The sequence below is a fragment of the Thalassolituus sp. ST750PaO-4 genome, from assembly GCF_020320405.1.
Taxonomy (GTDB): domain Bacteria; phylum Pseudomonadota; class Gammaproteobacteria; order Pseudomonadales; family Oceanobacteraceae; genus Venatoribacter; species Venatoribacter alkanivorans.
Window position 1 is genome coordinate 436,873 of sequence record NZ_JABVCB010000012.1, and the last position, 22,933, is coordinate 459,805.

Sequence of the window (22,933 nt, forward strand, 5' to 3'; positions counted from 1 at the left end):
TGCACCTAACCTTAGTCGCAGGGTATTCCCGCTTCTTACAGAACAGACGAAAAAAAATCAGATATCACGGATTTCCAGCCAACGCTTCTGCAGCCGTTTCATCGATACCGGCTCACGGGTACCCAGCGGCTGAGCAAACAACGACACCCGCCACTCCTCCAGCAGCCAGCCAAATTCCTGCAATTGCGGATGGTCATCGATGTCAACACGCGCCAGTAATTCCAGATAAGGGGTTGCCAGCGCCTCATACTCAATCATCGACTGCCGGTCACGCGGCAGATTGCCCTGCAGCTTATCGATGCGGTATTCCATTGCACGTAAATAACGGCTGTAGCATTGCAGCTGAACCCAGGGGGTGCGGCTCATAAAACCGGAAGCCAGAAGCCGCTGCAGATGAGCTTTTACATCGCTGTAGGCCATCGCACGATCAAGACTGACCGCACCACCAATACGTTTCAGGATGGTATGGCGCAGCTGCAGCCACTCAATATATTGCGCCAGTAACCGTTCGCCATGGGCGATCAGCTCAGAGCGACGCTCCAGACGGGCTTTATATTCAGCCTCAGTGTAAGGCAGCGCCTCATCCAGAGGCACAAACACCTGAATAAACGCAGCCTCAAGCAGGTCATTGGCAATATCAGCCTGACTGCCCAGACCTTTTGCCAGCAACCAGCGGCTGGCCATGGTTTTCTGAATATGGGCTTTCAGCATCCGCTCCTGTTCAGGCAGAGCGTTGCGGATCAGGCGACTGACGCCGGTGCGGTGTGCGCGGCGGGCGTCGTTAATATTGGCCTCAACCGTCAGTTCCAGCTGCTGGCCCTGCAAACGTAAACACGGAAAAGCGCGTACCGGTAAACCATTCACCTGCGTTTGGATAGTCTCCGGTAAATCGGCAAAATCCCATTGACTGATATCGCTGCGCTGATAATCCTGATGCGCCAGCGTCAGTACCTGCTGCTGACTGGCATCACTCAGCTGCGCTTTTAACGCCGCCAGATCGCGCCCCTGCGCCAGCAGCTTACCATCGGACATCACCCGGATATTCATGCGCAGATGCGGCGCTAACTCAACCTCCAGCAGCTGTGATAATTCCAGCGGCGGACGCTGGGTTTTATTAAGAAAATTCAGTAACTGAATATACAGACCACCCTGAGAGGCATCCGCCTGACGCAGAAATACTTCTACCGTATTCGGTACAGGTACAAAATTTTTGCGCACGGCCTTGGGTAAACCTTTAATCAGCTGAGCGGCTTTTTCACCGATAAAGCCGGGCACCAGCCACTCCACCTGAGCATCCGGAACCTGTTGCAGCATAGCCACCGGCACACTCAGACTGACGCCATCATTATCGGTTCCTGGTGCAAAGGTATAACTGAGCGGAAAAGCCATGCCCTGCCATTCCAGTTCGCCGGGAAAATCCCTGGCGCCAATGCCTGCGGCATCCGCGCTGAGTAACTGATCGCGGGTAAATTCGAGTGCTTTTTTCTCCGCCGCGGAGGCTTTTTCATACCAGCGCTCAAGGTGTCTGACCGACGGAATTTCCAGTGGTAAATGCCGGCGATAAAACTCGGCCTGCCAGGCATCGTCAATGACCAGATCACGGCGGCGGGATTTCTCTTCGTACTCAGTGACTTCTTTCAGCAGCGCAATATTTTTCCGGTAAAACGGCAGTTTGCTGCGCAACTGCTGCTCTACCAGGCCTTCCTGAATAAAGACTTCCCGTGCTTCCTGCGGATGCGTTAACGCATAATTAACCCGTTTGCGCGGATTAACGATCAATCCGTATAACGTACTTTGTTCAAAAGCGGTTACCTGCCCACGCTGGGCATTCCAGTGCGGTTCAAAATACTGATATTTCAGCAGCGGCTTGCCGACCTGCTCTATCCACTGCGGTTCTATGCGCGCCACCGTACGCGCATACAGCTTGCTGGTTTCAACCAGTTCAGCGGTCATCATCCATTTCGGTTTTTTCTTGTATTGCCCCGATGCCGGAAAAATAAACAATTTACGGTTACGGGCGCCCAGATATTCCTGCCCTTCCGACTTAAAACCAATCTGGCTGAGCATGCCGGCCAGCAAGGCTTTATGTACGGCTTCGTAGCTGGCCGGTTCGGTGTTTTCTTTTAATTCCAGCTCTTTGCACAATACATGCAGCTGGCGATGGGTATCACGCCATTCACGCATGCGCATAAAAGACAGAAAATGTTTGCTGCACCATTTACGCAACTGCGCCTGAGAGGTTTCCTGACGCTGTTCTTCGTAGGCAAACCATAAATTCACCAGACTGAGAAAATCGGATTCTTCGTGCTGCCAGAGGCGGTGTTTTTCATCCGCAGCCTGTTGTTTTTCCGGCGGGCGCTCACGCGGGTCCTGCACGGTTAAAGCCGCTGCAATGATCAATACTTCGCGCAATGATTGCTGCTGCTTTGCTTCGAGCAACATCCGGCCAATGCGCGGATCGACCGGCAGACGCGCCATCTGCCGGCCCAGCGTTGTCATATTCCCGTCTGCATCAACCGCTTCAAGTTCCTGCAGCAGATTAAAACCGTCTTTAATAAAGCGTTCGTCGGGGGCATCGATAAAGGGGAAATCCTGCAGCCGGCCGAGTTTCAGATGCAGCATCTGCAAAATAACCGCGGCCAGATTCGTGCGCTGAATTTCCGGATCGGTAAATTCTGAGCGGGCAAGAAAATCGGCTTCTTCGTACAGACGGATACAGATACCTGGCGAAGTACGGCCACAACGACCAGCACGCTGATTGGCACTGGCCTGAGAAATAGCCTCAACCGGCAGCCGCTGTACTTTACTGCGGTAACTGTAGCGGCTGATGCGCGCGACACCGGAATCAATCACGTAACGGATGCCCGGCACCGTCAGCGAGGTTTCGGCCACGTTGGTGGCCAGCACCACCCGCCGGCCACCGTGAGGCTTAAAGATTTTCTGCTGATCGGCACCACTTAAACGCGCATAGAGCGGCAGAATTTCAGTAGCCGGTAATTGTGCGCGGCGTAAAAATTCGGCGCACTCGCGAATTTCACGCTCACCCGGCATAAAAATCAGTACATCACCATGCTGACCGGATTTTTTATCTTCTTCGCGCAGTTCTGCCAGCGCTTCAGCCACACCCTCAAACAAGGTGCGGTCATCCGCGTCCTCTTCATCACGTAATAAAGAACGGTATCGGACTTCAACCGGAAAAGTACGACCGGATACTTCAATCACCGGAGCTGCTTTACCACTGGCATCGGCAAAATGCTGAGCGAAACGGTCAACATCGATGGTGGCCGAGGTAATAATAATTTTCAGATCCGGACGTTGCGGCAGTAGCTGCTTTAAATAGCCAAGCAAAAAATCAATATTCAGACTGCGCTCATGCGCTTCGTCGATAATGATGGCGTCGTATTCATTAAGAAAACGGTCATGCTGGGTTTGCGCCAGCAAAATACCATCGGTCATCAGCTTTACCCGGCTGGCATCGACACTCTGGTCGGTAAAGCGCACCTGATAACCGACCTGCTGACCAAGCTCACAACCCAGTTCTTCAGCAATTCGCTGCGCAACCGCACGCGCAGCCAGACGCCGTGGCTGGGTATGAGCAATCCGCCCCTGACGGCCAAAACCGGCTTCCAGGCAAATTTTAGGTAATTGCGTGGTTTTACCGGAACCGGTTTCACCTGCGACCACCACTACCTGATGGTCGCGCAGTGCCGCGAGAATCTCATCACGCTTGCCGCTGACCGGTAGCTCTTCCGGATAGGCAATGCGCAAAGGCTGAGAGCGCAACGCTACCGTCTGCTGGCTGCGCTGAATACGCTGCAGCAGTTTTTCCAGCTGCGCCTGTGCGCTGGCATCATCCGGCGAGCGCTTCTTTAACTGCTGCACACTGCGGCGCATGCCGTGCTGATCTTTCAGCAAACATTGGTCAATGGCTTTATGCAGGGCTGCCCAGTCGGCAGTAAAAGCGTCAGCGCTCACGGGAATCTCCATTATTGTTCACATGTGGATTCGGCGGTAAATTCGCCGGCTCCACCAATAAAAACGCCCCGTATCCGAAAATACAGGGCGTTTTTATCACGACCTACACAACTCAGTTGTGCTTGGCCAGCTCCGCATCACGCAGTTCGCGACGCAGGATTTTGCCGACGTTGGTCTTCGGCAGTTCGTCACGGAACTCAATATGACGCGGTACTTTATAAGCGGTCAGACGCTCGCGGCACCAGTCTTTTACTTCTGCTGCGGTCAGGTTTTCGTTTTTGGAAACGATAAACACTTTAACCGCTTCAGAGCTCTTAGGGTCCGGGATGCCGATTGCAGCGGCTTCAACGATGTCCGGGTGAGATACCAGTACATCTTCCACTTCGTTCGGGTAAACGTTGAAACCAGAGACAATGATCATGTCTTTTTTACGGTCAACGATTTTCATGTAACCGTCATCCGTGATCACCGCCATATCGCCGGTTTTCAGCCAGCCATCTTCGGTGATGGTTTCGGCGGTCGCTTCCGGACGCTGCCAGTAACCTTTCATTACCTGCGGGCCTTTAACGCAGAGTTCACCCGGCTCACCCAGAGGTAATTCATTACCTTCTTCGTCGATCACTTTACAGTTAGTACCAGCAACCGGCATACCGATGGTACCCAGCTTGATATGGCCTGGCGGGTTGAAAGAAACAACCGGAGAAGTTTCAGTCATACCAAAACCTTCAGCAATTTCACAACCGGTAACTTTCTGCCACTGGTCTGCCGCGTCTTTGGTCAGCGCCATACCACCGGAGATGGTCAGTTTCAGTTTGCTGAAGTTCAGGGCACGGAAGGCTTCCTGACCGCAGAGCGCAACGAACAGTGTATTCAGACCCACAAAACCGCTGAACTCAGCACCCTGCAGGGTTTTGATAAAGCCCGGAATATCACGCGGGTTAGGAATCAGAATCGAGTGGTTACCGGTTTCCAGCAGCACCATGCAATGCACAGTAAAGGCGTAGATATGGTACAGCGGCAGCGGCGCGATAACGGTTTCTTTGCCTTCTTCCAGCACCATGGTGAACAGACCATGACACTGCATCATGTTCGACATCAGGTTGCGGTGAGTCAGCATTGCACCTTTGGCGACGCCGGTGGTACCGCCAGTGTACTGCAGCACAGCCACATCATTGCGGTCCATTTTAACTTCGGTGAAGGTTTTTCCTGCTCCGGTTTTCAGCGCACTGCGCAGGGCAACAGCACCCGGAATGTTAAAAGCCGGAACTTCTTTTTTAACGTGCTTGAGAACGGTATTAATCAGTACACGTTTGATTGTGCCGTGCATATCACCAACGTTGGTGACGATAACGTGCTTGATACCGGTATTTGGCAGAACCTTTTCGGCTTTGTCGGCCATGTTAGCCAGCACAACCAGCGCTTTGGCACCGGAGTCGTTAAACTGGTGTTCCATCTCGCGTTCGGTATACAGCGGGTTGGTATTAACCACCACCATACCAGCACGCATAGCACCGAACACAACAATCGGATATTGCAGAATATTCGGCAGCTGCACCGCGATGCGGTCACCGGCCTGCAGGCTGGTCTCGTTCTGCAGGTAAGCTGCGAAGGCGGCGCTCTGCTTATTCAGTTCGGCATAGGTCAGGGTTTGTCCCAGACAGGTAAAAGCCGGGCGATCAGCAAAACGTTCTACGAAACCATTAAAGATTTCGACTAATGATTCGTGCTTATCCGGGTCTATCGAACTCGGATAGCCCTCCGGATAACGCTCCTGGAAAAATTGCTCGTTCATACCGCCTCCTGATAACCCTGAATTATCGTTATATGCAGGGTTTTGTGAAATTTTGAATTGACCGGATTCCGGCTCCCCAGTAGAAATACCGGCCAAAAAAGCAGCCGGAGTTTACCTGTTTTCTCACATCGCGGCAAAAGTCGCCTCCCAGCTATTTACAATTTGACACATAACGGAGATGGTAACAGCGCCGCCTGACACGGCCGGCTAACTCTCGTCAGCACAGCGATCAAATAATGAACAAAATAACTATCTCTGCCGCCGATCATTCCACCTTCGAAGCGCGCTTATGGTCTCTGACCTCCCCCATTGCCACCATCCACCTGATGCATGGCATGGCTGAACATTGTGACCGCTATATCCCTCTGGCCGAATACCTGCACCAGGCGGGTTATCAGGTTGTTACCCATAACCACCGTGGCCATGGCGAACGTCGTCCGCGCGGCCACTATGCCGACGCAGATGCTGCGGGCATGGGCGGTTGGGAACTGTTGATGGACGATATCCTGCGGGTGCAGCAAGCCGTCTGCGGCTCAGAGCCACGCATCCTGTTTGGCCACTCAATGGGATCGTTTATTGCGCAGGGATTCGCCATCCGTCATGGCGACCTGTTGTCCGGCCTGATTCTCTCCGGCTCCAATCATCAGTCGTCCGCTCTGTTTCATCTGGGGCGCAGCGTCGCCAGTCTGCTGAAACTGCGTCAGGGACAGCAACACCTGTCTGGCGTAATGGATGCCCTCTCCTTTGGCGCATTCAATAAAGCTTTCCGTCCTAACCGTACCGATTTTGACTGGCTGAGCCGCGACAACGAACAGGTTGACCGTTATCTGGCCGATGCCGCCTGCGGGCATCTGTGCAGTCTGCAATTATGGACTGACTTATTTGGCGGCCTGATTGAAATCGGCAAAGCCGATAATCTGCGCAAAATCCCGGCTCATTTACCTATCTATCTTTTTGGCGGTGATCGCGACCCTGTTGGTCAGATGGGTAAAGGTGTTCCGGCATTAAAAGCCTTTCTGGAAAAGACAGGCCATGACAATGTCAGCCTGCAAATGTACCCTGAAGGCCGGCATGAAATGCTGAACGAAACCAATGCTGATGAGGTTTTTCAGAACATTCTGAAGTGGCTCAAGGCGTTGCCGCTGTAACTGGCGGCAAGAATAACTGACCTTTATCCTAATTAACCCGGGAACTGTATGGAAACAATTACCAATCGTCCGTTTGATGAAATTGCTGTCGGAGACAGCTGTCAGCGCAAGCACACCGTTACTGCGCAGGATCTTATTCTGTTTGCCGCGGCCTCAGGTGATCACAACCCTGTGCACCTGGATGCCGAATATGCTGCCACCACAATGTTTAAAGGGCAGATTGCCCACGGTATGTTTACCGGAGCATTAATTTCAGCAGCACTGGCGATGGATTTGCCTGGCCCGGGAACCATTTATCTCGGTCAGAATTTATCCTTCCGCAAACCGGTGATGATTGGCGATGAATTAACGGTGGAATTAACCGTCAGCAGCAAACACGACAGCAAGCCGGTTGTAACCCTTGACTGTAAAGTCAGCAATCAGAACAGCAAAGTAGTGGCCAGCGGTGAAGCCAGCGTGATGGCACCGACTGAAAAAATGACCATCAAAGCTCCCAAACTGCCGGAAATCCATATCGGCGCTTGAGAGTGTACTGTCGTCAATCCGGAACGATACGAACCGGAAAGAATAAAAAAGGCCGCAAACGCGGCCTTTTTTATTGGTTGCCCTCTGCCATTAAGGCATAAAGCGGATCGGAAATTCGACCACCGTCACATCAATACCCGGACGGTTTTCGAACTGCATCTGACGACACTTCATTTCCAGACGTTTATGCAGACCGGCATCGTTCAGCTCGCTTTTAAATACCGAGCAGGACGATACAGAGCCATTGGGCTGCACATCCATCTTCAGTGTTACAGAACCTGCCAGTGCCGGATTTTTACGCAGGGCGCCACGATACAGGCGGTCAAACTGTACTTTGTACTGTTCAAACACCAGACGCAGCTCTTCCTGCGAACGGGTCGTAGCAGCCGCAGCCGCTTCTTCCTGTTCAGCCGTCATTTCCACCGCCGTCACCTGACGATCACTCAGATTTTCACCGACCGTCGCATTGGTTAAGGATGCAACATCAACACCACCGGATGTCCGTGTTGCGGCGTTACGATCAACCACGGTCCCGACACTGGTCGCTTTATTGCCGGCATTACTCAGCCCCTTACTGGAGGTGTTTAATGCAGCAATCGGCACCTGATTGCGGATACTGTTAAGCGCTGACAAGGCATCATTGCCAAAATTCTTTTTGGCCGTTTCTTTGGCTTGCTCACGCTTTTCCTTCGTCGCTTCTACCTTCGGCTTGGGCTTAGGTTTCGGCTCCGGCTTCGGTTTTGGTGGTTCTGGTTTCGGCTCAGGCTTAGGCTCCGGTTTTGGCTCAGGCTTAGGCTCCGGCTTCTTTTCTTCCACTTTGGGTGGCAGCGGTTTTGGCTTGGGTTTTTCAAGCTTTTTACGCTCGATCACTTTAGCCAGCTGCGGCGGTAATTTCTCCAGATCCTTACGGTCTTTTTCCGGCAAATCAACAGACGGAATAACCACACCCAGCACCATGACCACTGCCAGCAAAACAATCAGAATAGGCAGAAAGCGCTGACGGTCACCGTTGTCGGTCCAGGGCAGTTGTGGTGCGCGATAATAAACGGTCATCAGGCACCTCCCGCAGCGGGTGGTTTCTGATTAACAGCCAGCGAAATATTATTGAATTCCGCCTTCGCACAGGTATTCATCACCTTTTTCAGCAGCGCATAGGGAATGTCCTTGTCACCCATAATGGTGACCGGCCGACCCTGTGCTTTCAGCTCATCCGGCAGCGGTGAACGCGATGCCAGATAATCCAGTTCTTTTTTCAGCTCGGCAATTTCTTCACCGCTGATTTTACTGGCCGCCGCAGTACTGATGACCGCACGTCCCTGAACCAGAATATCGTCTTTGCTCACCAGAACCGTGATGTTCTCATTCGGCTTGTTATCCGCCAGCGAGGCCGGTAACTGAATGGCATCACTGCTCTGCACTTCCACTTCCGACTGGTTCACCATCAGGAAGAAAACCAGAATGGTGAAAATATCCATCAGTGCGGTCAGATTCAGGCCGCTCTTATTGGCATTACGCTTATGATTACGCTGCATACGCTTCGCACGACGTGACATTTTCATGGTGTCACCTCCGCGCCCGGCGCATCGCCCAGAGAAATCTCCGGGAATAACGTTGCATCAACCAGTGAAGCAGCAATAACCGCCGGGTAAATGCGTACGCTGTCCATCACGGTAATCAGCGTCTGGTAATCGACATCGGCTTCCGACAGCAGGCTGATGTCTTTTTTATCTTCAAAGCCGGGATTCTTTTTAATATCCACGAGCGCAGAAGACAGACCACTGTAATCGTAATCTCCGTCTTTTTTCGGCAGTGTCGCAAGCGATTCAGATTTTTCCTGATAGGTTCGGGTAATTTCAAACCCCTGCTTACGGACAATCACTTCGAGCGAAACATCCTCAGGATTCACAGCCCCCGGCTGATCTCCCAATGGCAACTTAAGATCGAGTACCGCCAGCTGTGAGAACACCATGTTCATCAACAGTACTGGTACCAGTACGATCATCAGATTCATAAAGGATGTAACGTTGAGCTCCGCCTCTTCTTGTATTCGTCTTTGGCGTCTCATCAGAAATTACATCTCAGTTGCTGTTTGCTGGAGTTTGACCTGGCTTACGCTCGGTGATGATGTTGAGGAACTTAACCCCGGCCATCTCAATGCTGTCGACAATTTCGTTGGTTTTGGATTGCAGGTAGCTGTGCAGCAGAATTAACGGAATCGCTGCCATCAGACCGAATGCCGTGGTGTTCATCGCGACAGAAATACTCTGCGACAACAGCGCGGCTTTTTCTGCAGGCGCTGCATTGGCAACCGCGGTAAAGGCTGCGATCAGACCCATAATGGTACCCAGCAGTCCCATCAACGTTGCAATGTTGGCCAGGGTGGCTACGTATTGGGTGCGTTTTTCCAGCTGAGGAATGGCTTCCATCAGACCTTCTTCCAGCGCATATTCAATTTCTTCACGACGCTGACTGCCTGGAATGCGGGCAATAGCAGCAGAGAAAATATCACCGATTTTGGTTTCTGAACTGGTGGCATAACTCAGCGCAGCGCGCAGGTCACGTTTTTGCAGCATAGGCAGCAGTTCTTCAAAGGCGCGGCGGTTGCTGGATTTTTCTTTCATCAGCACCAGCAGACGCTCAAAAGCAATGGCCAGACCAATCGCCATAATGATGGCAATCGGGTACATAAAAGTACCGCCTTCCTGAAAAAAACGTACGATGGTATCCATAGTTACTTCCCCTGGTTTGTAGTTTTGTAGCTTCTTAGTTGTTATTGGCCGGTCTTATGCCGCAGCCTTCCGGGTCTTTCCCATTACTGACGATTTAACCATTAAACCGCTCAGCAAAAAACGTTGTTTATTGCATAAACCAAAAAGTACTACTGCACTGCTGAGCCCCCGCTCAGCTGGCGCAGACGTTCCTGATCCGGCTCCTTTGGTGCATAGCGTTCTGCGTAACGCATTTCGCGGCGGAAACTGTCGCGGTCAATGCTCTGCAGCCACTGTTCACGATAGCTGTTAATCGGCTGATATAAACGCCCGGTTCCCGGTGGAGGACGCCACGGTGTTACGTACATTACGTTCGGCTCTTCGCTGTTACCCTGAATGGAGATACCTTCAAGGCGAACCACATTGTCAGCAAGCGCAGTGTTATTTAAAAACAGTAACAACAGTGCGCAGGAAAATAATTTAATCACTACGAACCCTCCCCTGCGACCTGCTCGGTACTGCGTCGTTCGAGGTCAGCAATCCAGATCGCCAGCGTTTCATCCGGCTCGGTCATCATTCCCTGTGCCAGCTGATATTGTTGCAGCGCTTTGACCAGATCATGCAGATACAGGTCATAGAGAATGCCCAGATTATAATGCACCTGCACATCCGCCGGATCACACTGCAGAGCCGTCTGATAGCTGTTTTCTGCGGCACTGAACTGACCTAATTCACGTTGCACCAGCCCAAGTACTTTGTAGGCCGGACAAAATTCCTGTTTAAGGGCAACGGCTTCATTCAGACTTTCCAGACTGGCATCAAACTGTTCCAGACGGTATTGCGCCAACGCCAGATTGGTCCAGCAGCCGGGAAATTCTGCGTATTTTTCCGCCAGCGCCTGCCAGTGAACCAGTGCCGCATCAAACTCTTCGTCCTGCAGCAATTCCAGACCGGCGTTATAGGCCTCGATCAGTTCCGGCGGCAACGGTTTTTCCTGCGGCACAGAATCGACCACTTCAGGCTTAGCACCTAAGAGGCTGCAGCCCTGCAATCCAATCTGTAATAAAACCAGCAGTAACAGGCTAACGAATCTGATCAACATAACTCAGCGCCTTTTCATTTTTATTGTACTGGCCAGGCATCAGCGTACCCAAAGACCGGTAACTCTTTTTAATCCATTCATCATACAGACCATCGTAAGTACGGTTGGCATTGGTCTGATGAATTTCAATAGCCGCCTCATCCAGAGGAAATGCCTGCTCTTCCAGCAGGAACTGATACTCCTCCAGTTCCAGTTCATCCATACCGCCTGGCCGCTCCGATTCCATCAGCGCCTTGCTCAGCTGAGCGTACAACTGACCAATGCGATAAGTCGCCGATGTTGTGTATTCCAGTACGCCAATCTGCACCGCCTGGGTATAACGCTTCAGTGCGGCCTGCATCACCGCATTCTTACGCGTCACACTTTTATCAAGGGGCAGCGTAATGGCGATTTTTTCATATTTAACCCGTTCGAATTCACCCAGTTCATAGGCCGCACTGGCGGCCAGATAACGTGAACGATCTGTCTGATCTTTACCGGCTTTATTGTGCAGGGTTATCACCTTATCCAGCCAGAAACGGCGTTTTTCTTCGTCGTTCTGTGCAGCATAAATTTCGTTCAGTTTAAAGTGCGCTTCGACAGCTGCATCAAAAGGTTTTTTATAGCTGTGGGCGTAACGCTTATACATCACCAGCGCATTATCCAGATCACCACCTTTTTCAAAATATTCAGCAGACTGGTAGCAGGCAATGCGCTGCTGCTCAGGGTCGGTACCTTCATTCCAGATACGCTGTAATTCAAATGCAGCCTTGCGCCACTCGCCTTTATCTTCATAAGCGACGATCAGTTTACTTGGAATATCAGCGGTTAATTTATGCTCAGGATACTGTTCACGGAAATGCAGCAGTACTTCAATGGCCTGATCATAATCTTTCATCTGCATTAATAAGGTTGCCGCATCATATTCGGCAATAATGCGGGTATTACTTTCCGGAATAACAGTTGCCAGACGGCGCCAGTGGCCAACCGCTGCGGTCAGGTCACCCTGCTCTTTTGCCTGCTCGCCTTGTTTATAAACCGTGGCAGCGACTTTATCCCGTAACTCACGCCGGGTTTTCTTATCCAGTTTGCTGTAAGTCAGGGCTTTGCCCAGCGCTTCCTCGGATTCAGCAAACAGGCCCTGTTCAAAACTGGCATGTCCGCGTACCAGCGCCGCCCCATAACGGTAACGTTCAGGCAGATCAGCTTCGACCTGTGACGCCAGGCGTGCAGTTGTCAGTGCCTGCGGATAGTATTTATCTTTCAGCAGCATTTCTGCGGTATTAACCAGCACGGTGCCACTGCGCTCATCCTGTGGAAACTCCTGCACAAAGCGCATTGCGCTGGCAACCGTTGCCTGGCGCCAGGCCAGTGCTTGCGTTTTCGCCGGGCGGTATTTATTAAATGCAAGAATGGCGGCATAACCCGCCTCGGCCGCTTTTTCATAACCCGGATACTGGTAAGCCACGATCTCATAATGATCTTTGGCCAGAGGGTAATCCTGCAGTTCGAACGCCACCTCAGCTAACAGAAAATGGGCTTTAACCGTGTCATCCGCTTCGGGAAAACTGCGGATATATTCTTTATACCAGCGTTCAGCTTCGCCCAGACGCTCACGTTTATCTTTCAGCTTTTTGCTGTTCTGTCCCCATGCGTGATGGAAGCCCGCCAGATCCCAGATATAGATCGCCAGCGTTTTTTCCAGCGCCTGCTGCACAGCTTCTGTATGGTTCAGCCAGTAATTGCCGCCGACGCCAAACATACCGATATAGATTTCTTTATGCTTGCGCATCAGGTTTGGATAGCGTGCGGTTTTATAGCCTTCGATCAGACGTTCGTAATATACCGGCGCCAGCACATCATCCGGGTAACGCAGAACAAAGGCGCGCAAGGTAGATGCCCCGCTTTTATAATATTGTTTGTCGTAGTACAGCGTCGCCAGCCGGTCATAAATCAGATATTCGTAATGGCGCTTGCCATGCTGATCATAAAATAAAGCAATCTGTTCCCAGTCTCCAAGGTCATCAAACATGATGGCCATAATCCGCAGGATGTCGTTGAGCATATCCAGCTCACCACCTTTGGCATCGGACAAGGTCGCGACGGTTGGATATTGCTCATCCAATAAACGGGTAAAGGCCAGCAGACTGTCCTGCAGACGATCCTGCTTAAAAATAGACCAGCCCTGCAGATAACCGGCACTGACGTAGTACTGATTGTCTTCCGGGCCGCGATCAATCAGGCGCTGATAAGCCTGTTCTGCCCCTTCATAATCACCGGACGCGTACAGCAATTGTGCCAGACGGAATTCACTTTCAAGGTAATAAACCGAGCGCGGAAAATCGGCAACCAATTGTTCCAGTGTTGCAATGGCAGACTGCATACGCCCGGCCATGCTGTAGGCTTTAGCCAGCTGGTACAGCATGGCATCGTTATCGGAACGGTCCGGGTATGCCTCCAGCAGCGATTCATAATCCCTGATTGAAGCAATGGCCTGAGCGCGTTCTTCACGCGTTGCGCTGATATCCAGACCGGAATCAGTCTCTTCCGGTATATTATCCAGCGCAATTTCTTCTGCCTGCAGTTTAAGACTGGCAATACGGTGGGCGACACGAATCCGCATTTCCGGTTCGGTAGCAACATCAAGATAACGCTGATAACGCTCAATCACATCGTCATGGCTGGTTTCCAGCGGATCATTGGATAATAAACGGACTTTAAGGCCGTTAATATTTCCCAGCGTTTTTTCCGCATCGTCCGGCTGTGAAAACAGGCTGCAGCCCGTCAGCGAGGTAATAATTAATAAAAAAAGTGCGCGCAAGGCAAAATTATTCATTTTTGCCCTCCGCTTCACCACCGGCAACCTGCTGCTGTAAGGAATCATCGTACAGACGTGCGATGGAGAGTCGTGCCTGCGCCAGATAGTCGGTGATTCTCACATCCAGTTCTGTCATATGGCGGGAAACATGAGCAATGATCTGCTCCCGTTGCTGTTCATGCAGTTGCTGCAGACGCTTTTCCTGTTGTTCAAGCAGGCGCTGTTGCTGAGCGACACGCTGCGGAAAGCCCTGCCAGCTGCTGTCTGCCCAGGTCAGTGCTGTACGGGTATTTTCCAGCTGTTCCAGCAAGGCAGAAGTAACGCCCTGCAATTGCCAATAATTTTTTTGTGCCTGCCACTGACGATCCGGCTTTTCTTCATAAATGCGCCACAGCTGCAGGCCGCGGCTGCGGCGCCAGCGTTCTTTATAAATACCCAGATCACGGGTTGGTGTATTCAGGCGCTGCAGAAATTCAATGCGTGGCACAACAGCTGCCAGGTGATCGACATTCTGCTGGTCAGCAACTGAAGCAAAGGCAAATACTTTTTTATCTTCCGCCTGTAAGCGCTGCTGCAAGGCGAGAACATCGCGTGTCAGTTCAGCCTGACGCTGTTCGAGACGCTGCAGTTTTTTATCTGCATTCAGCCCAGTCAGTTTTTGTTGGCGGTGTTGCAGCACCTCCTGCCACAACTTCAGATCCTGCTGCTGGCGGCGGACATCATTCATCATGCTGTTCAGATCATGCAGAGCCGAGGTCATCTGATTAAAATCGCGATCATCCAGCAGATCCTGCAATGTTCTGGACAGCGCACCATCGGGCATATCGCCAAGATTAACCCGTTGCCAGCCCCAGGATTGCCCTTGCTGCTGATTTTCCCACTCATTCAGCCAGGCTGAAATCTGTGGCCGGGCGTTTTGTTCCCGCAGAGTATCCAGCATGCCAAGTAAACGCTGCTCGACAAATTCGTAAGTTTTCAGCGATTGCGTAGTAGCATTCAGTAATTCAAGGGCGTGGGGTACCGCCAATACGGATTCGATAACCGCCGGGTGAAATTCGCTGAAGCGCTGTTGCAGAATCCGCCATGGTTGCATGGCCTCTTCGTATTTCCACTGATCAACCAGCGACCAGCCATACTGCAATAATCCGGGTGCCGTAAATGCGCTGTCTAAACTGATCTGACGCAAATAAGCTTCAGCCTGACGGTATTTACCGGCATCCAGAGCATAAATACCGGCAACCAGTAAAATTCTGTCTTTTAAGGAATGGCCTTCGTAGGTATCCGGCAGATAATACGTGGCTTCTTCGATTAATTTTTCCAGATCACGACTGACCGCATGCAGACGCATTAATGACAACATCTGGTTATAGCGGGCATAACCGCTCCAGATACCATCCTGGCTCATGGTTACCAGCACATCGTTGGCATCATGCATTCTGTCCTGTTCTGCCAGACTGGCAACCAGAATGAATTTTGCCTCTTCCCGATAGGCAGCATTTAATGCGTTGGCAGAACCTGCGGCTCCGCTATCCAGCTGTAAAGCCCGGCGGATACAGCGCTCGGATTTTTCCCATTCAGATTTTGCCTGCCAGCGCCGGGCCAGATGAAACCAGGCGTCTGCCGATGCTTCAGTACCATAGGCTTCGGTATCAGCAAACAAAGCATCGGCATCGTCTTCAAGTCCGAGGGCCAGCAGAATAGCGGCCTTCATAACGGTCACTTCGGCGACCGTTCCGGCCTGACCATAAGCTTTCTGCATGCGATCAAGACTGACCAGTGCCTGCTGATAATTGTTGGTCAGGTAGTGATAATAAAATGCACCGCGCAGCAGACGCTGCTCTGCGCTTTCGGGCTGATTTCCACTGGAAATGCCTGCTGAGGGTTGCACGGTAATGGCTTCTGCCGTGATATCCGCGTCAGCTGCATGGGCAACCGACAACAGGCACAGCATAGGAAGAAGCAGTAAATAATGTCGCATCAGAAAGTTGTCATCCGTACACCGGTTACCAGAATTTCAACTGCGCCGCGGCACTTTGCTGCTCGGCAACATCACTGACAACAAATTCAAGCAATAACGGTTTATCGGTTTTTTCTACCTGCTGCTCGACAACCAGTTCACGGTTTTGTCCAAGCTGATCCACACCACGGATAATTGCACGCAAATTGTGTTTACCCGGCCCCAGATTAATATTAGCCAGTGGCTGAACAGCCCCCATACGCAAGGCCGCAACCTGTCGTTCGGTATAAATATGACGTACCGCCTCAAAACCCGCCCCACTGACTTCAATCGAAAGCGGTTCAAAAAATTCACCGTACGTCAGCGAAAAATAAAAGGCCGCACGGGTGGTTGCCGGACTGAGCAGATCTTCTTCCAGCTCGTACAGGTCTTTATTCAGCTCCAGCACCGAGCGTTTAACCTGAACAATATCGGCCGCAATATTGGCATTCTGTTGCTCTGCCTGCACTGGCATTGCCAGAATACCCAGCAGCGCACAGGCTGCCAGCAGTGATAATTTTTTCATTGTCCGTTCTCCGCACTGGCCTGCAACTGTTGCTCAGTCATCCATTGTGCCAGTGTCTTTTCAGTTTCGTCATAGTGCCCGGACAGCTCCCCCAGAATCAGGTGATCCAGCACGCCATCTTTATTAATCAGCATGATTGCCGGGCGGGGGTTAAATCCCCAGCTCTGAGACCAGTACTGGTCATTCAGCAATACCGGCAAGCGCATTTTCGGCGGCACATCATTTTTGTGCGGCGCCCAGATAAACCAGGCAACCAGTTGATCCAGAGCGTAACTTTCTGCCAGCAGCTGATAGCGCACCAGCTCTTCCTGACACTGGTTACAGCGATCCAGCCAGATCAGCATCACCGGCTTGCCACGTTGTTCTGCCAGACGCTGCCCCCAGCCACCAATGGCGGACGGCATAGAAAAATCGTCTACCAGCTGCCCCGGAGCCAGCGTATCTGCCGCGCTGAGTTCTTCAGCCTGCGCACTGATCACGCACAGACTCAGAAATAAGAGCCGAATGAAATGCCCCATTGCATACCCTTATTTACGTTCAGTTTATCCAGACGGCTGTCATCACTCTGATAGACACGCCATTCTGTTGCCAGCCAGTAGTCATCGCCCAGCAACTGCCAGGAAAAGGCCAGGCCAGTGTAGCGGCCGCTGCTGTCACCGGTATATTGCTCGCCCATCAGCCCTTCCACAGCAACCTGCCACGGGTAGCTTGTCCGGCCACTGAGACTGGCAGCACCCTGCAGAAAAGCGTACCCGGCGCCGCCGGCCAGTACATTGGCCTGTTCGCCGGACTCCAGTAAAACCTGGCCACTGCTGTTACGGATTTCGCTCTGATTAAAAGGAGCAAATTGTGCACTGCCGAGCAGATACCAGCGCTCTCCTGCAAACCAGCGGCCAGTAAAATTCAGCGCAGTGCGGCTGCTGAGATTATCCTGCGCCTGCTGGGCAACGCCAACACCCCAGCTGCCGTAGCGGCGGCTGATATTTTCAGATTTTTCCAGACCAGCCACTTTGATGCGTGGCTGGTATATATCGGTGGTTTCTGCGTTGACCAATAAAGGTACAGCCAACAAACAAAGGATCAGATACTTCATAAACTCAGATTCCAGATCAGCGCAACGGCCGTATGTGCAGATTGATCAGCGCCCAGCGCCTGTGAAGCCTGCAGACGCAGACGCAAATCCAGGCGTTTTTCCAGTGGCCAGACAACATCACCGGAAACCGTAAAAAGCGCCGTAGAGGTTTCCCGTCCGTTTTCATCCCAGTGGCGGCTACCCTGTTCATTGATCCCCAACCCAAGGCCGGCAAAACCTTGCAGAGACCAGGCCGCATAACGGGAAAACACCTGTTCCAGCCCCAGTTCAGCACTTTGCCAGGCCTGCTCACCCGCATTGGCACGGGTAAAGCGTGCCGCCAGTCGATACTCATCCAGTGGATAGCTGACGCCCAGCTGCAGAGCCGTTTCACTGTTCCAGCCGCCCTGTACCTGCCAGTTACCAGGACGCAGGGCATCCTTGAGATACCAGCGCTGGGCGCGGCTCAAACCGGATGACTCAGGCACCTGAGCGACCGGCAGCCAGCCCTGACGACGGCCATTGCTGAGCAGCAGCCATTCCCCCTGCAAACGCAGTGGTTGTAATTGTTCGGTGGAAGAAACTTCGAAGATAACAGGAAAGGCACTGCCCGGCCCTTTGCGCAGATACAGTTGTTCCTGTTGCGCCCACGACGGAGCACAGATCAGACAGAACGTGGTGATGTAGAGCATCTGCCTTACCCGGCGGGTAAGCAGACACCAAAGATTCCCCTGGACCAGCATTGGTCTAAAGCCCTTTTCATTTTTCTAGTTATGTGGGCATCCATGCCATCAGCGCGCCATTGTCCTATAAAGCGTGCCCTGCAATCAATCGGTACTTCCGTACAAACTAATGATTGCCACGCCCCCTATTTACTGAGGTAGCGCATCGCTGTTTCCAGCCCTTTAAGCGTCAGCGGGTACATATGCTGATTTACAATTTCACGAATCGCCCCCAGCGACCCGCCCTGACCCCAGTAAGACTCAGGGGCAGGATTCAGCCATACCAGCTTGCCGTAGTGGTCCGCCATACGCTGCATCCAGACAGCCCCCGGCTCTTCATTCCAGTGTTCAACACTGCCACCGACGTGGGTTACTTCGTAAGGTGCCATCATGGCATCACCAACAAAGATCACTTTGTAGTCAGGCCCGAACTTACGCAGGATATCCCAGGTGTCGGTGCGCTGATTATTACGGCGGATATTATTCTTCCACACCGATTCGTAAAGGCAGTTATGGAAATAAAAGATCTCCATATGCTTGAACTCGGTGCGGGCGGCAGAGAACAACTCCTCGCAGACGCGCACGTGCGGATCCATTGAGCCGCCGATATCAAAAAACAGCAGCACTTTGACCGAGTTGTGCCGCTCCGGCACCATCTTGATATCCAGAAAACCGGCATTGCGGGCAGTGGAAGCAATGGTATCCCCAAGATCCAGCTCTTCTACCGAGCCCTGACGGGCGAATTTACGCAAACGGCGCAGCGCAACTTTGATATTGCGGATACCCAGCTCAATGCTGTCATCGAGGTCTTTGTAGTTGCGCTGTTCCCAGACCTTAATAGCCTTTTTATGACGCGACTTACCCTGCTCAATGCGGATACCTTCCGGGTTATAGCCGTTACCACCAAAGGCCGAAGTACCGCCGGTACCGATCATTTTATTGCCGCCCTGATGGCGCTTATGTTGCTCCTCAAGGCGCTTTTTAAACTCTTCGAGGACCTTATCCAGCCCGCCAAGCGCTTCGATTTTGGCCATTTCTTCTTCCGACAACATGCGCTCAAACTCTTTACGCATCCAGTCAGCCGGAATATTGGCCTCTTCCATAAAGGAAGGCAGTGTATCCAGCCCCTGAAAATAAGCGGCGAAAGCTTTATCGAATTTATCGTAGTGCTTTTCGTCTTTTACCAGGCAGAGCCGGGCGAGCGCATAAAACTCGTCCAGATCGGCGAAAACCACATGGGCTTTAACCGCCTGCACAAGATCCAGATACTCGCGTACCGAACAGGGTACGCGGGCGTTACGGACAGTCTGGAAGAAATCAATCAGCATCGGATCAGCCTTTGCGACGACTCATAAAAGCCAGTTTTTCCAGCAACTGTACATCCTGCTCGTTTTTCAGCAGAGCGCCGTACAATGGCGGAATAGCTTTGCTGGTATCCGCATTGCGCAGTACGTCGGGGCCGATTTCGTCGGCCATCAGCAGTTTCAGCCAGTCAATAAGTTCTGAGGTGGAAGGCTTTTTCTTCAGGCCCGGTACTTTGCGCACATCGAAGAAAACATCCAGTGCATCACGCACCAGCTCAGCCTGAATGCGCGGAAAATGCACATCAACAATGGCTTTCATGGTGTCACGATCCGGGAAGTCGATGTAATGGAAGAAACAGCGGCGCAGGAACGCATCCGGCAGTTCTTTCTCATTGTTACTGGTAATCAGGATGATCGGACGGTGCTTGGCGACAATGCGCTCCTGTGTTTCATACACAAAGAACTCCATCTTATCGAGTTCCAGCAGCAGATCGTTCGGGAATTCGATGTCTGCTTTATCGATCTCATCGATCAGCAGCACCACTGGCTTATCGGCGGTAAAGGCCTGCCAAAGCTTACCTTTAACGATGTAGTTGGCAATGTCGTGAACCTTGTCGACGCCCAGCTGGGAGTCCCGCAGGCGTGATACCGCATCGTACTCGTACAGGCCCTGATGAGCTTTGGTTGTACTTTTGATGTGCCATTGAATGAGTTCAGTACCCAATGATTCGGCCAATTGCTCAGCCAACATGGTTTTTCCGGTACCAGGCTCCCCTTTCAGCAACAGCGGGCGCTGTAATGCGATGGCCGCATTAACCGCTAACTGCAGTTCCGGCGTTGCGACGTATTCCTGGGTGCCCTGAAACTTCATACAAACCTCTAAGTCATTCATTCGACAAAATAGGTCAGCAGTATAAGTAGGGGGGTGCTTATCAGCAAGGCATTAGCGGCCAGCAAAATGATACTGCCGGCCGGAGATCACCCTCGGTTATTCACTGAGGGTGTATTGCGCAATCAGGCAGGTTTGTTCTCATCATCATCCGGAGATCCCGAAGAGGATTCATTATCAGCGTCAAACTCTCCCCAGTCGTCATCGGCGACCGGGTTTTCATCCGGGTCGATATCAAAATCATCGTCCAGCGAAACATTAATATCCGTATCCCCTCCCATCGATGACGGAGCCGAGGACGGCAGCGGGATTTCTTCTTCTGATTCCCCATCAAAGGCATCGAAATCGCCGGCAAAGTCGTCATCCGTCAGATCATCATGGGGCAGATCGTCAGGTAATCTATCATGGGAGGCAGGCGCCGCTGCCGAAGCAGCACTGCTCTGACGGCGTTTCATAAACCACCAGTAGCCTGCACCACCAAAGACCGCGAGGTTACCCAATGCCAACAGCAGGTAAACCCACCAGGCAATGCCCTCTTCTTCCTTCACCGGAGGCTCAATAACATCCTCCTGTTCAGCAAAGCGTTTTGCCAGATCTGGTTTAATGACTTCCGCAGCAGGCTCCTCAGCAGGTGCAGGTTTTTCTTCATCGGCAACCTGTTTCTGAATACTGGTATCAGGCCCGGTTTCCGGCATTTGCTCTGACTCGGGCATATTCTGCGGCGACACATCCACAGCAGCAGATTCTGCATCAGACTCAGCTGCCGGAGCAGCAACCGCCGGCGCATCAGGATCGATCAGTGGAAACTCAACGTGGATATCATCCGGCTTGCTCTTGAACGTGGCTCCGCCCTTCGATACGCCACGAATATTCAGCACAATATCATACGCCCCCGGTCCTTTATCGGCGCGCAGTTCCAGAATCCAGGCCTGCTGGGCTGCATCAAATTCCATTGACTGAATGATGGAGCTTTCATCCGGACTGCTGATTTTGGCGATAACCCGACTCAGCCCCGAATCAACATTAGCGCCTTCAGGAATAACACGGATTTCTACTTTCTGCTCCGCAGGCTGTGGCAGGATCTCAACCCGCAAAGGTTCCATCAACGTTGAACTTAATACCTGACGGCGCTGAAACGTACGACCAATCGCATTGATCTCAAAGCGGTATTCCCCTACCTGCGACAGGCGGGTTAATGCCTCACGGAAAATACCATCAGTTGGCAGGTTTTCGGGATCTGACAATAACTTACTGCCTGAGCGACCATCCGGTGCCGTTACTTTCAGACTGATATCGGTCAGCCGCAGTAAAGCATCTTCGGCAACAATGCTTCCGGCATTTTTCAGAGCAATCTCCAATTCCAGTGGATTACCGGAAAACAGACTGACCGGCAGCCCTTCAACATTCAGCGTCAGGTCAGACAGAATCTGCACCCGGTTGTCCGGATCAAGATCCGCATCCGCTACCCAGCTACCGGTCTGGGGCGACTGCACAGTAATCAGGTCAAAATTAACATCCTGATGCCAGCGTACAGCGCCCTCCGGTTGCGCATCAGCGTAGGAAATTACACTGCCATCCGGCTGGATAAGACGGGTTTCTTTGCCACCGCCTTTGCGGAATATCAATGCCGTAAATTCTTTAACACTGGCATCAATATCAAAGCGGTTGTCATCCATTGGAACCTGTTCAACCGGCACCGCGCGATCAAAAGCTTTAAGGAAAGCCTTAAGTAACTCATCGGCACTGGATGCCTGCAGGAACAAGCCACCCGTTTCGAGCGAAATTTGCTGCAACAGACTCTTATCCGCACCATCCGACAAAGCCAGCGTATGAATACGGGCACCGGCAGCAGCATAAACAGGAAGAACTTCATTAAACAGGCGGGTTCTTTCTGCTGAATTAACCTGCTCAGCATTCTGGCCAGCCTCGGCCATATCGATTTTGCCATCGGTCAGCAGGATAACGCTGTGATTAAAACCGCTGTCTGCAGCTACTTTCCAGCTGGCTTTAGCAAGAGCCTCAGTGAGATTGGTGTGCAACCCAACAGAATTAACAGACTTCCCCTGTTCTTTTGCCGCATCACGCCAGGATTGATCCACAGCCGCCAGCGGCACCAACATATTGACGTAACGGCCAAAGGTCCAGACACCGGCCTGCGACTGATCGGGTAATAACTCGACCAGCAGATTCAGCGCCGGAATACGCAGATTTTCAGGGTCTGTTTCCTTCATGCTGCCGGAAATATCGATAATGATCCGGACATCGGAAGGCTTGGCAGGAGATTCGGCCGCAGAAGATACGGCACAAAACGACAGGAGTGATACAAACATCACCCCCGACAGCCAACGATTAATCATCATAAATGCTCCCGGGGGTC

At 52.0% G+C, this 22,933-nt stretch carries 19 protein-coding genes; 2 read left to right on the top strand and 17 right to left on the bottom strand.

What is annotated here, in order from left to right:
- Nucleotides 1-57: 57 nt before the first annotated feature.
- Nucleotides 58-3,975: an ATP-dependent RNA helicase HrpA gene (gene hrpA, locus HUF18_RS15145; protein WP_225692771.1), complete on the bottom strand. Its 3,918-nt coding sequence runs from the start codon at nt 3,973-3,975 to the stop codon at nt 58-60.
- Nucleotides 3,976-4,087: 112 nt separating this feature from the next.
- Nucleotides 4,088-5,767 carry an AMP-binding protein gene (locus HUF18_RS15150; RefSeq protein ID WP_145468816.1) on the bottom strand — a complete coding sequence of 560 codons (1,680 nt, stop codon included), beginning with the start codon at nt 5,765-5,767 and terminating at the stop codon, nt 4,088-4,090.
- A gap of 236 nt (nt 5,768-6,003) precedes the next feature.
- Here HUF18_RS15150 and HUF18_RS15155 point away from each other — a divergent pair, with 236 nt between their 5' ends.
- Together HUF18_RS15155 and HUF18_RS15160 are read left to right on the top strand one after the other, a co-directional pair.
- Nucleotides 6,004-6,915 carry an alpha/beta fold hydrolase gene (locus tag HUF18_RS15155; protein ID WP_225692772.1) on the top strand — a complete coding sequence of 304 codons (912 nt, stop codon included), beginning with the start codon at nt 6,004-6,006 and terminating at the stop codon, nt 6,913-6,915.
- Between the two features lie 48 nt (nt 6,916-6,963).
- Nucleotides 6,964-7,440 carry a MaoC/PaaZ C-terminal domain-containing protein gene (locus HUF18_RS15160; RefSeq protein ID WP_225692773.1) on the top strand — a complete coding sequence of 159 codons (477 nt, stop codon included), beginning with the start codon at nt 6,964-6,966 and terminating at the stop codon, nt 7,438-7,440.
- A gap of 90 nt (nt 7,441-7,530) precedes the next feature.
- Here the strand turns inward: HUF18_RS15160 and HUF18_RS15165 are convergent, their stop codons facing one another.
- The 15 genes from HUF18_RS15165 to HUF18_RS15235 all read right to left on the bottom strand — a co-directional run bounded on the left by HUF18_RS15165 (nt 7,531) and on the right by HUF18_RS15235 (nt 22,916).
- Nucleotides 7,531-8,493: an AgmX/PglI C-terminal domain-containing protein gene (locus HUF18_RS15165; protein WP_225692774.1), complete on the bottom strand. Its 963-nt coding sequence runs from the start codon at nt 8,491-8,493 to the stop codon at nt 7,531-7,533.
- Nucleotides 8,493-8,999: an ExbD/TolR family protein gene (locus tag HUF18_RS15170; protein WP_186435881.1), complete on the bottom strand. Its 507-nt coding sequence runs from the start codon at nt 8,997-8,999 to the stop codon at nt 8,493-8,495. Before HUF18_RS15170 ends, HUF18_RS15165 begins: the two co-directional genes overlap by 1 nt.
- Complete coding sequence (locus HUF18_RS15175) at nt 8,996-9,505, bottom strand: biopolymer transporter ExbD (protein ID WP_145468821.1); 510 nt, start codon at nt 9,503-9,505, stop codon at nt 8,996-8,998. Before HUF18_RS15175 ends, HUF18_RS15170 begins: the two co-directional genes overlap by 4 nt.
- A 13-nt stretch (nt 9,506-9,518) precedes the next feature.
- Nucleotides 9,519-10,169: a MotA/TolQ/ExbB proton channel family protein gene (locus tag HUF18_RS15180; protein ID WP_145468822.1), complete on the bottom strand. Its 651-nt coding sequence runs from the start codon at nt 10,167-10,169 to the stop codon at nt 9,519-9,521.
- Nucleotides 10,170-10,318: 149 nt separating this feature from the next.
- Entirely contained in the window at nt 10,319-10,636 is a 318-nt protein-coding gene (locus tag HUF18_RS15185) for a hypothetical protein (protein WP_145468823.1), read from the bottom strand.
- The gene (locus tag HUF18_RS15190; RefSeq protein WP_225692775.1) at nt 10,636-11,250 is read right to left on the bottom strand and encodes a tetratricopeptide repeat protein; all 615 of its coding nucleotides are present in this window, start codon (nt 11,248-11,250) and stop codon (nt 10,636-10,638) included. Before HUF18_RS15190 ends, HUF18_RS15185 begins: the two co-directional genes overlap by 1 nt.
- A complete protein-coding gene (locus HUF18_RS15195; RefSeq protein WP_225692776.1) occupies nt 11,231-14,065 on the bottom strand; it encodes a tetratricopeptide repeat protein in 2,835 nt (944 codons plus the stop codon). The genes HUF18_RS15190 and HUF18_RS15195 overlap by 20 nt, the downstream gene beginning before the upstream one ends.
- On the bottom strand, nt 14,058-16,025 hold the full coding sequence (locus tag HUF18_RS15200) for a hypothetical protein (protein ID WP_225692777.1): 1,968 nt from the start codon (nt 16,023-16,025) through the stop codon (nt 14,058-14,060). Before HUF18_RS15200 ends, HUF18_RS15195 begins: the two co-directional genes overlap by 8 nt.
- A 25-nt stretch (nt 16,026-16,050) precedes the next feature.
- Entirely contained in the window at nt 16,051-16,569 is a 519-nt protein-coding gene (locus HUF18_RS15205; RefSeq protein WP_145468827.1) for a hypothetical protein, read from the bottom strand.
- A complete protein-coding gene (locus tag HUF18_RS15210) occupies nt 16,566-17,048 on the bottom strand; it encodes a peroxiredoxin family protein (protein WP_225692778.1) in 483 nt (160 codons plus the stop codon). Before HUF18_RS15210 ends, HUF18_RS15205 begins: the two co-directional genes overlap by 4 nt.
- An 8-nt stretch (nt 17,049-17,056) precedes the next feature.
- Nucleotides 17,057-17,662 carry a hypothetical protein gene (locus tag HUF18_RS15215; protein ID WP_225692779.1) on the bottom strand — a complete coding sequence of 202 codons (606 nt, stop codon included), beginning with the start codon at nt 17,660-17,662 and terminating at the stop codon, nt 17,057-17,059.
- Nucleotides 17,659-18,333 (bottom strand): hypothetical protein, encoded by a 675-nt coding sequence (locus HUF18_RS15220; RefSeq protein ID WP_145468830.1) that lies wholly within the window; start codon nt 18,331-18,333, stop codon nt 17,659-17,661. The genes HUF18_RS15215 and HUF18_RS15220 overlap by 4 nt, the downstream gene beginning before the upstream one ends.
- A gap of 176 nt (nt 18,334-18,509) precedes the next feature.
- Nucleotides 18,510-19,691 (bottom strand): vWA domain-containing protein, encoded by a 1,182-nt coding sequence (locus tag HUF18_RS15225; RefSeq protein ID WP_145468831.1) that lies wholly within the window; start codon nt 19,689-19,691, stop codon nt 18,510-18,512.
- Between the two features lie 4 nt (nt 19,692-19,695).
- Nucleotides 19,696-20,538: an AAA family ATPase gene (locus HUF18_RS15230; protein ID WP_225692780.1), complete on the bottom strand. Its 843-nt coding sequence runs from the start codon at nt 20,536-20,538 to the stop codon at nt 19,696-19,698.
- 143 nt (nt 20,539-20,681) lie between these two features.
- Complete coding sequence (locus HUF18_RS15235) at nt 20,682-22,916, bottom strand: VWA domain-containing protein (RefSeq protein WP_225692781.1); 2,235 nt, start codon at nt 22,914-22,916, stop codon at nt 20,682-20,684.
- Between the last annotated feature and the right edge of the window lie 17 nt (nt 22,917-22,933).

Excerpts from the sequence above, each read along its gene's own strand:
- HUF18_RS15220 (WP_145468830.1), bottom strand. The coding sequence starts at position 18,333 with ATGCTCTACATCACCACGTTCTGTCTGATCTGTGCTCCGTCGTGGGCG.
- HUF18_RS15235 (WP_225692781.1), bottom strand. The coding sequence starts at position 22,916 with ATGATGATTAATCGTTGGCTGTCGGGGGTGATGTTTGTATCACTCCTG.
- HUF18_RS15160 (WP_225692773.1), top strand. The coding sequence starts at position 6,964 with ATGGAAACAATTACCAATCGTCCGTTTGATGAAATTGCTGTCGGAGAC.
- HUF18_RS15195 (WP_225692776.1), bottom strand. The coding sequence starts at position 14,065 with ATGAATAATTTTGCCTTGCGCGCACTTTTTTTATTAATTATTACCTCG.
- HUF18_RS15200 (WP_225692777.1), bottom strand. The coding sequence starts at position 16,025 with ATGCGACATTATTTACTGCTTCTTCCTATGCTGTGCCTGTTGTCGGTT.
- HUF18_RS15225 (WP_145468831.1), bottom strand. The coding sequence starts at position 19,691 with ATGCTGATTGATTTCTTCCAGACTGTCCGTAACGCCCGCGTACCCTGT.
- HUF18_RS15190 (WP_225692775.1), bottom strand. The coding sequence starts at position 11,250 with ATGTTGATCAGATTCGTTAGCCTGTTACTGCTGGTTTTATTACAGATT.
- HUF18_RS15205 (WP_145468827.1), bottom strand. The coding sequence starts at position 16,569 with ATGAAAAAATTATCACTGCTGGCAGCCTGTGCGCTGCTGGGTATTCTG.
- HUF18_RS15170 (WP_186435881.1), bottom strand. The coding sequence starts at position 8,999 with ATGAAAATGTCACGTCGTGCGAAGCGTATGCAGCGTAATCATAAGCGT.
- HUF18_RS15215 (WP_225692779.1), bottom strand. The coding sequence starts at position 17,662 with ATGAAGTATCTGATCCTTTGTTTGTTGGCTGTACCTTTATTGGTCAAC.
- HUF18_RS15165 (WP_225692774.1), bottom strand. The coding sequence starts at position 8,493 with ATGACCGTTTATTATCGCGCACCACAACTGCCCTGGACCGACAACGGT.
- HUF18_RS15175 (WP_145468821.1), bottom strand. The coding sequence starts at position 9,505 with ATGAGACGCCAAAGACGAATACAAGAAGAGGCGGAGCTCAACGTTACA.
- HUF18_RS15150 (WP_145468816.1), bottom strand. The coding sequence starts at position 5,767 with ATGAACGAGCAATTTTTCCAGGAGCGTTATCCGGAGGGCTATCCGAGT.
- HUF18_RS15230 (WP_225692780.1), bottom strand. The coding sequence starts at position 20,538 with ATGAAGTTTCAGGGCACCCAGGAATACGTCGCAACGCCGGAACTGCAG.
- HUF18_RS15180 (WP_145468822.1), bottom strand. The coding sequence starts at position 10,169 with ATGGATACCATCGTACGTTTTTTTCAGGAAGGCGGTACTTTTATGTAC.
- HUF18_RS15155 (WP_225692772.1), top strand. The coding sequence starts at position 6,004 with ATGAACAAAATAACTATCTCTGCCGCCGATCATTCCACCTTCGAAGCG.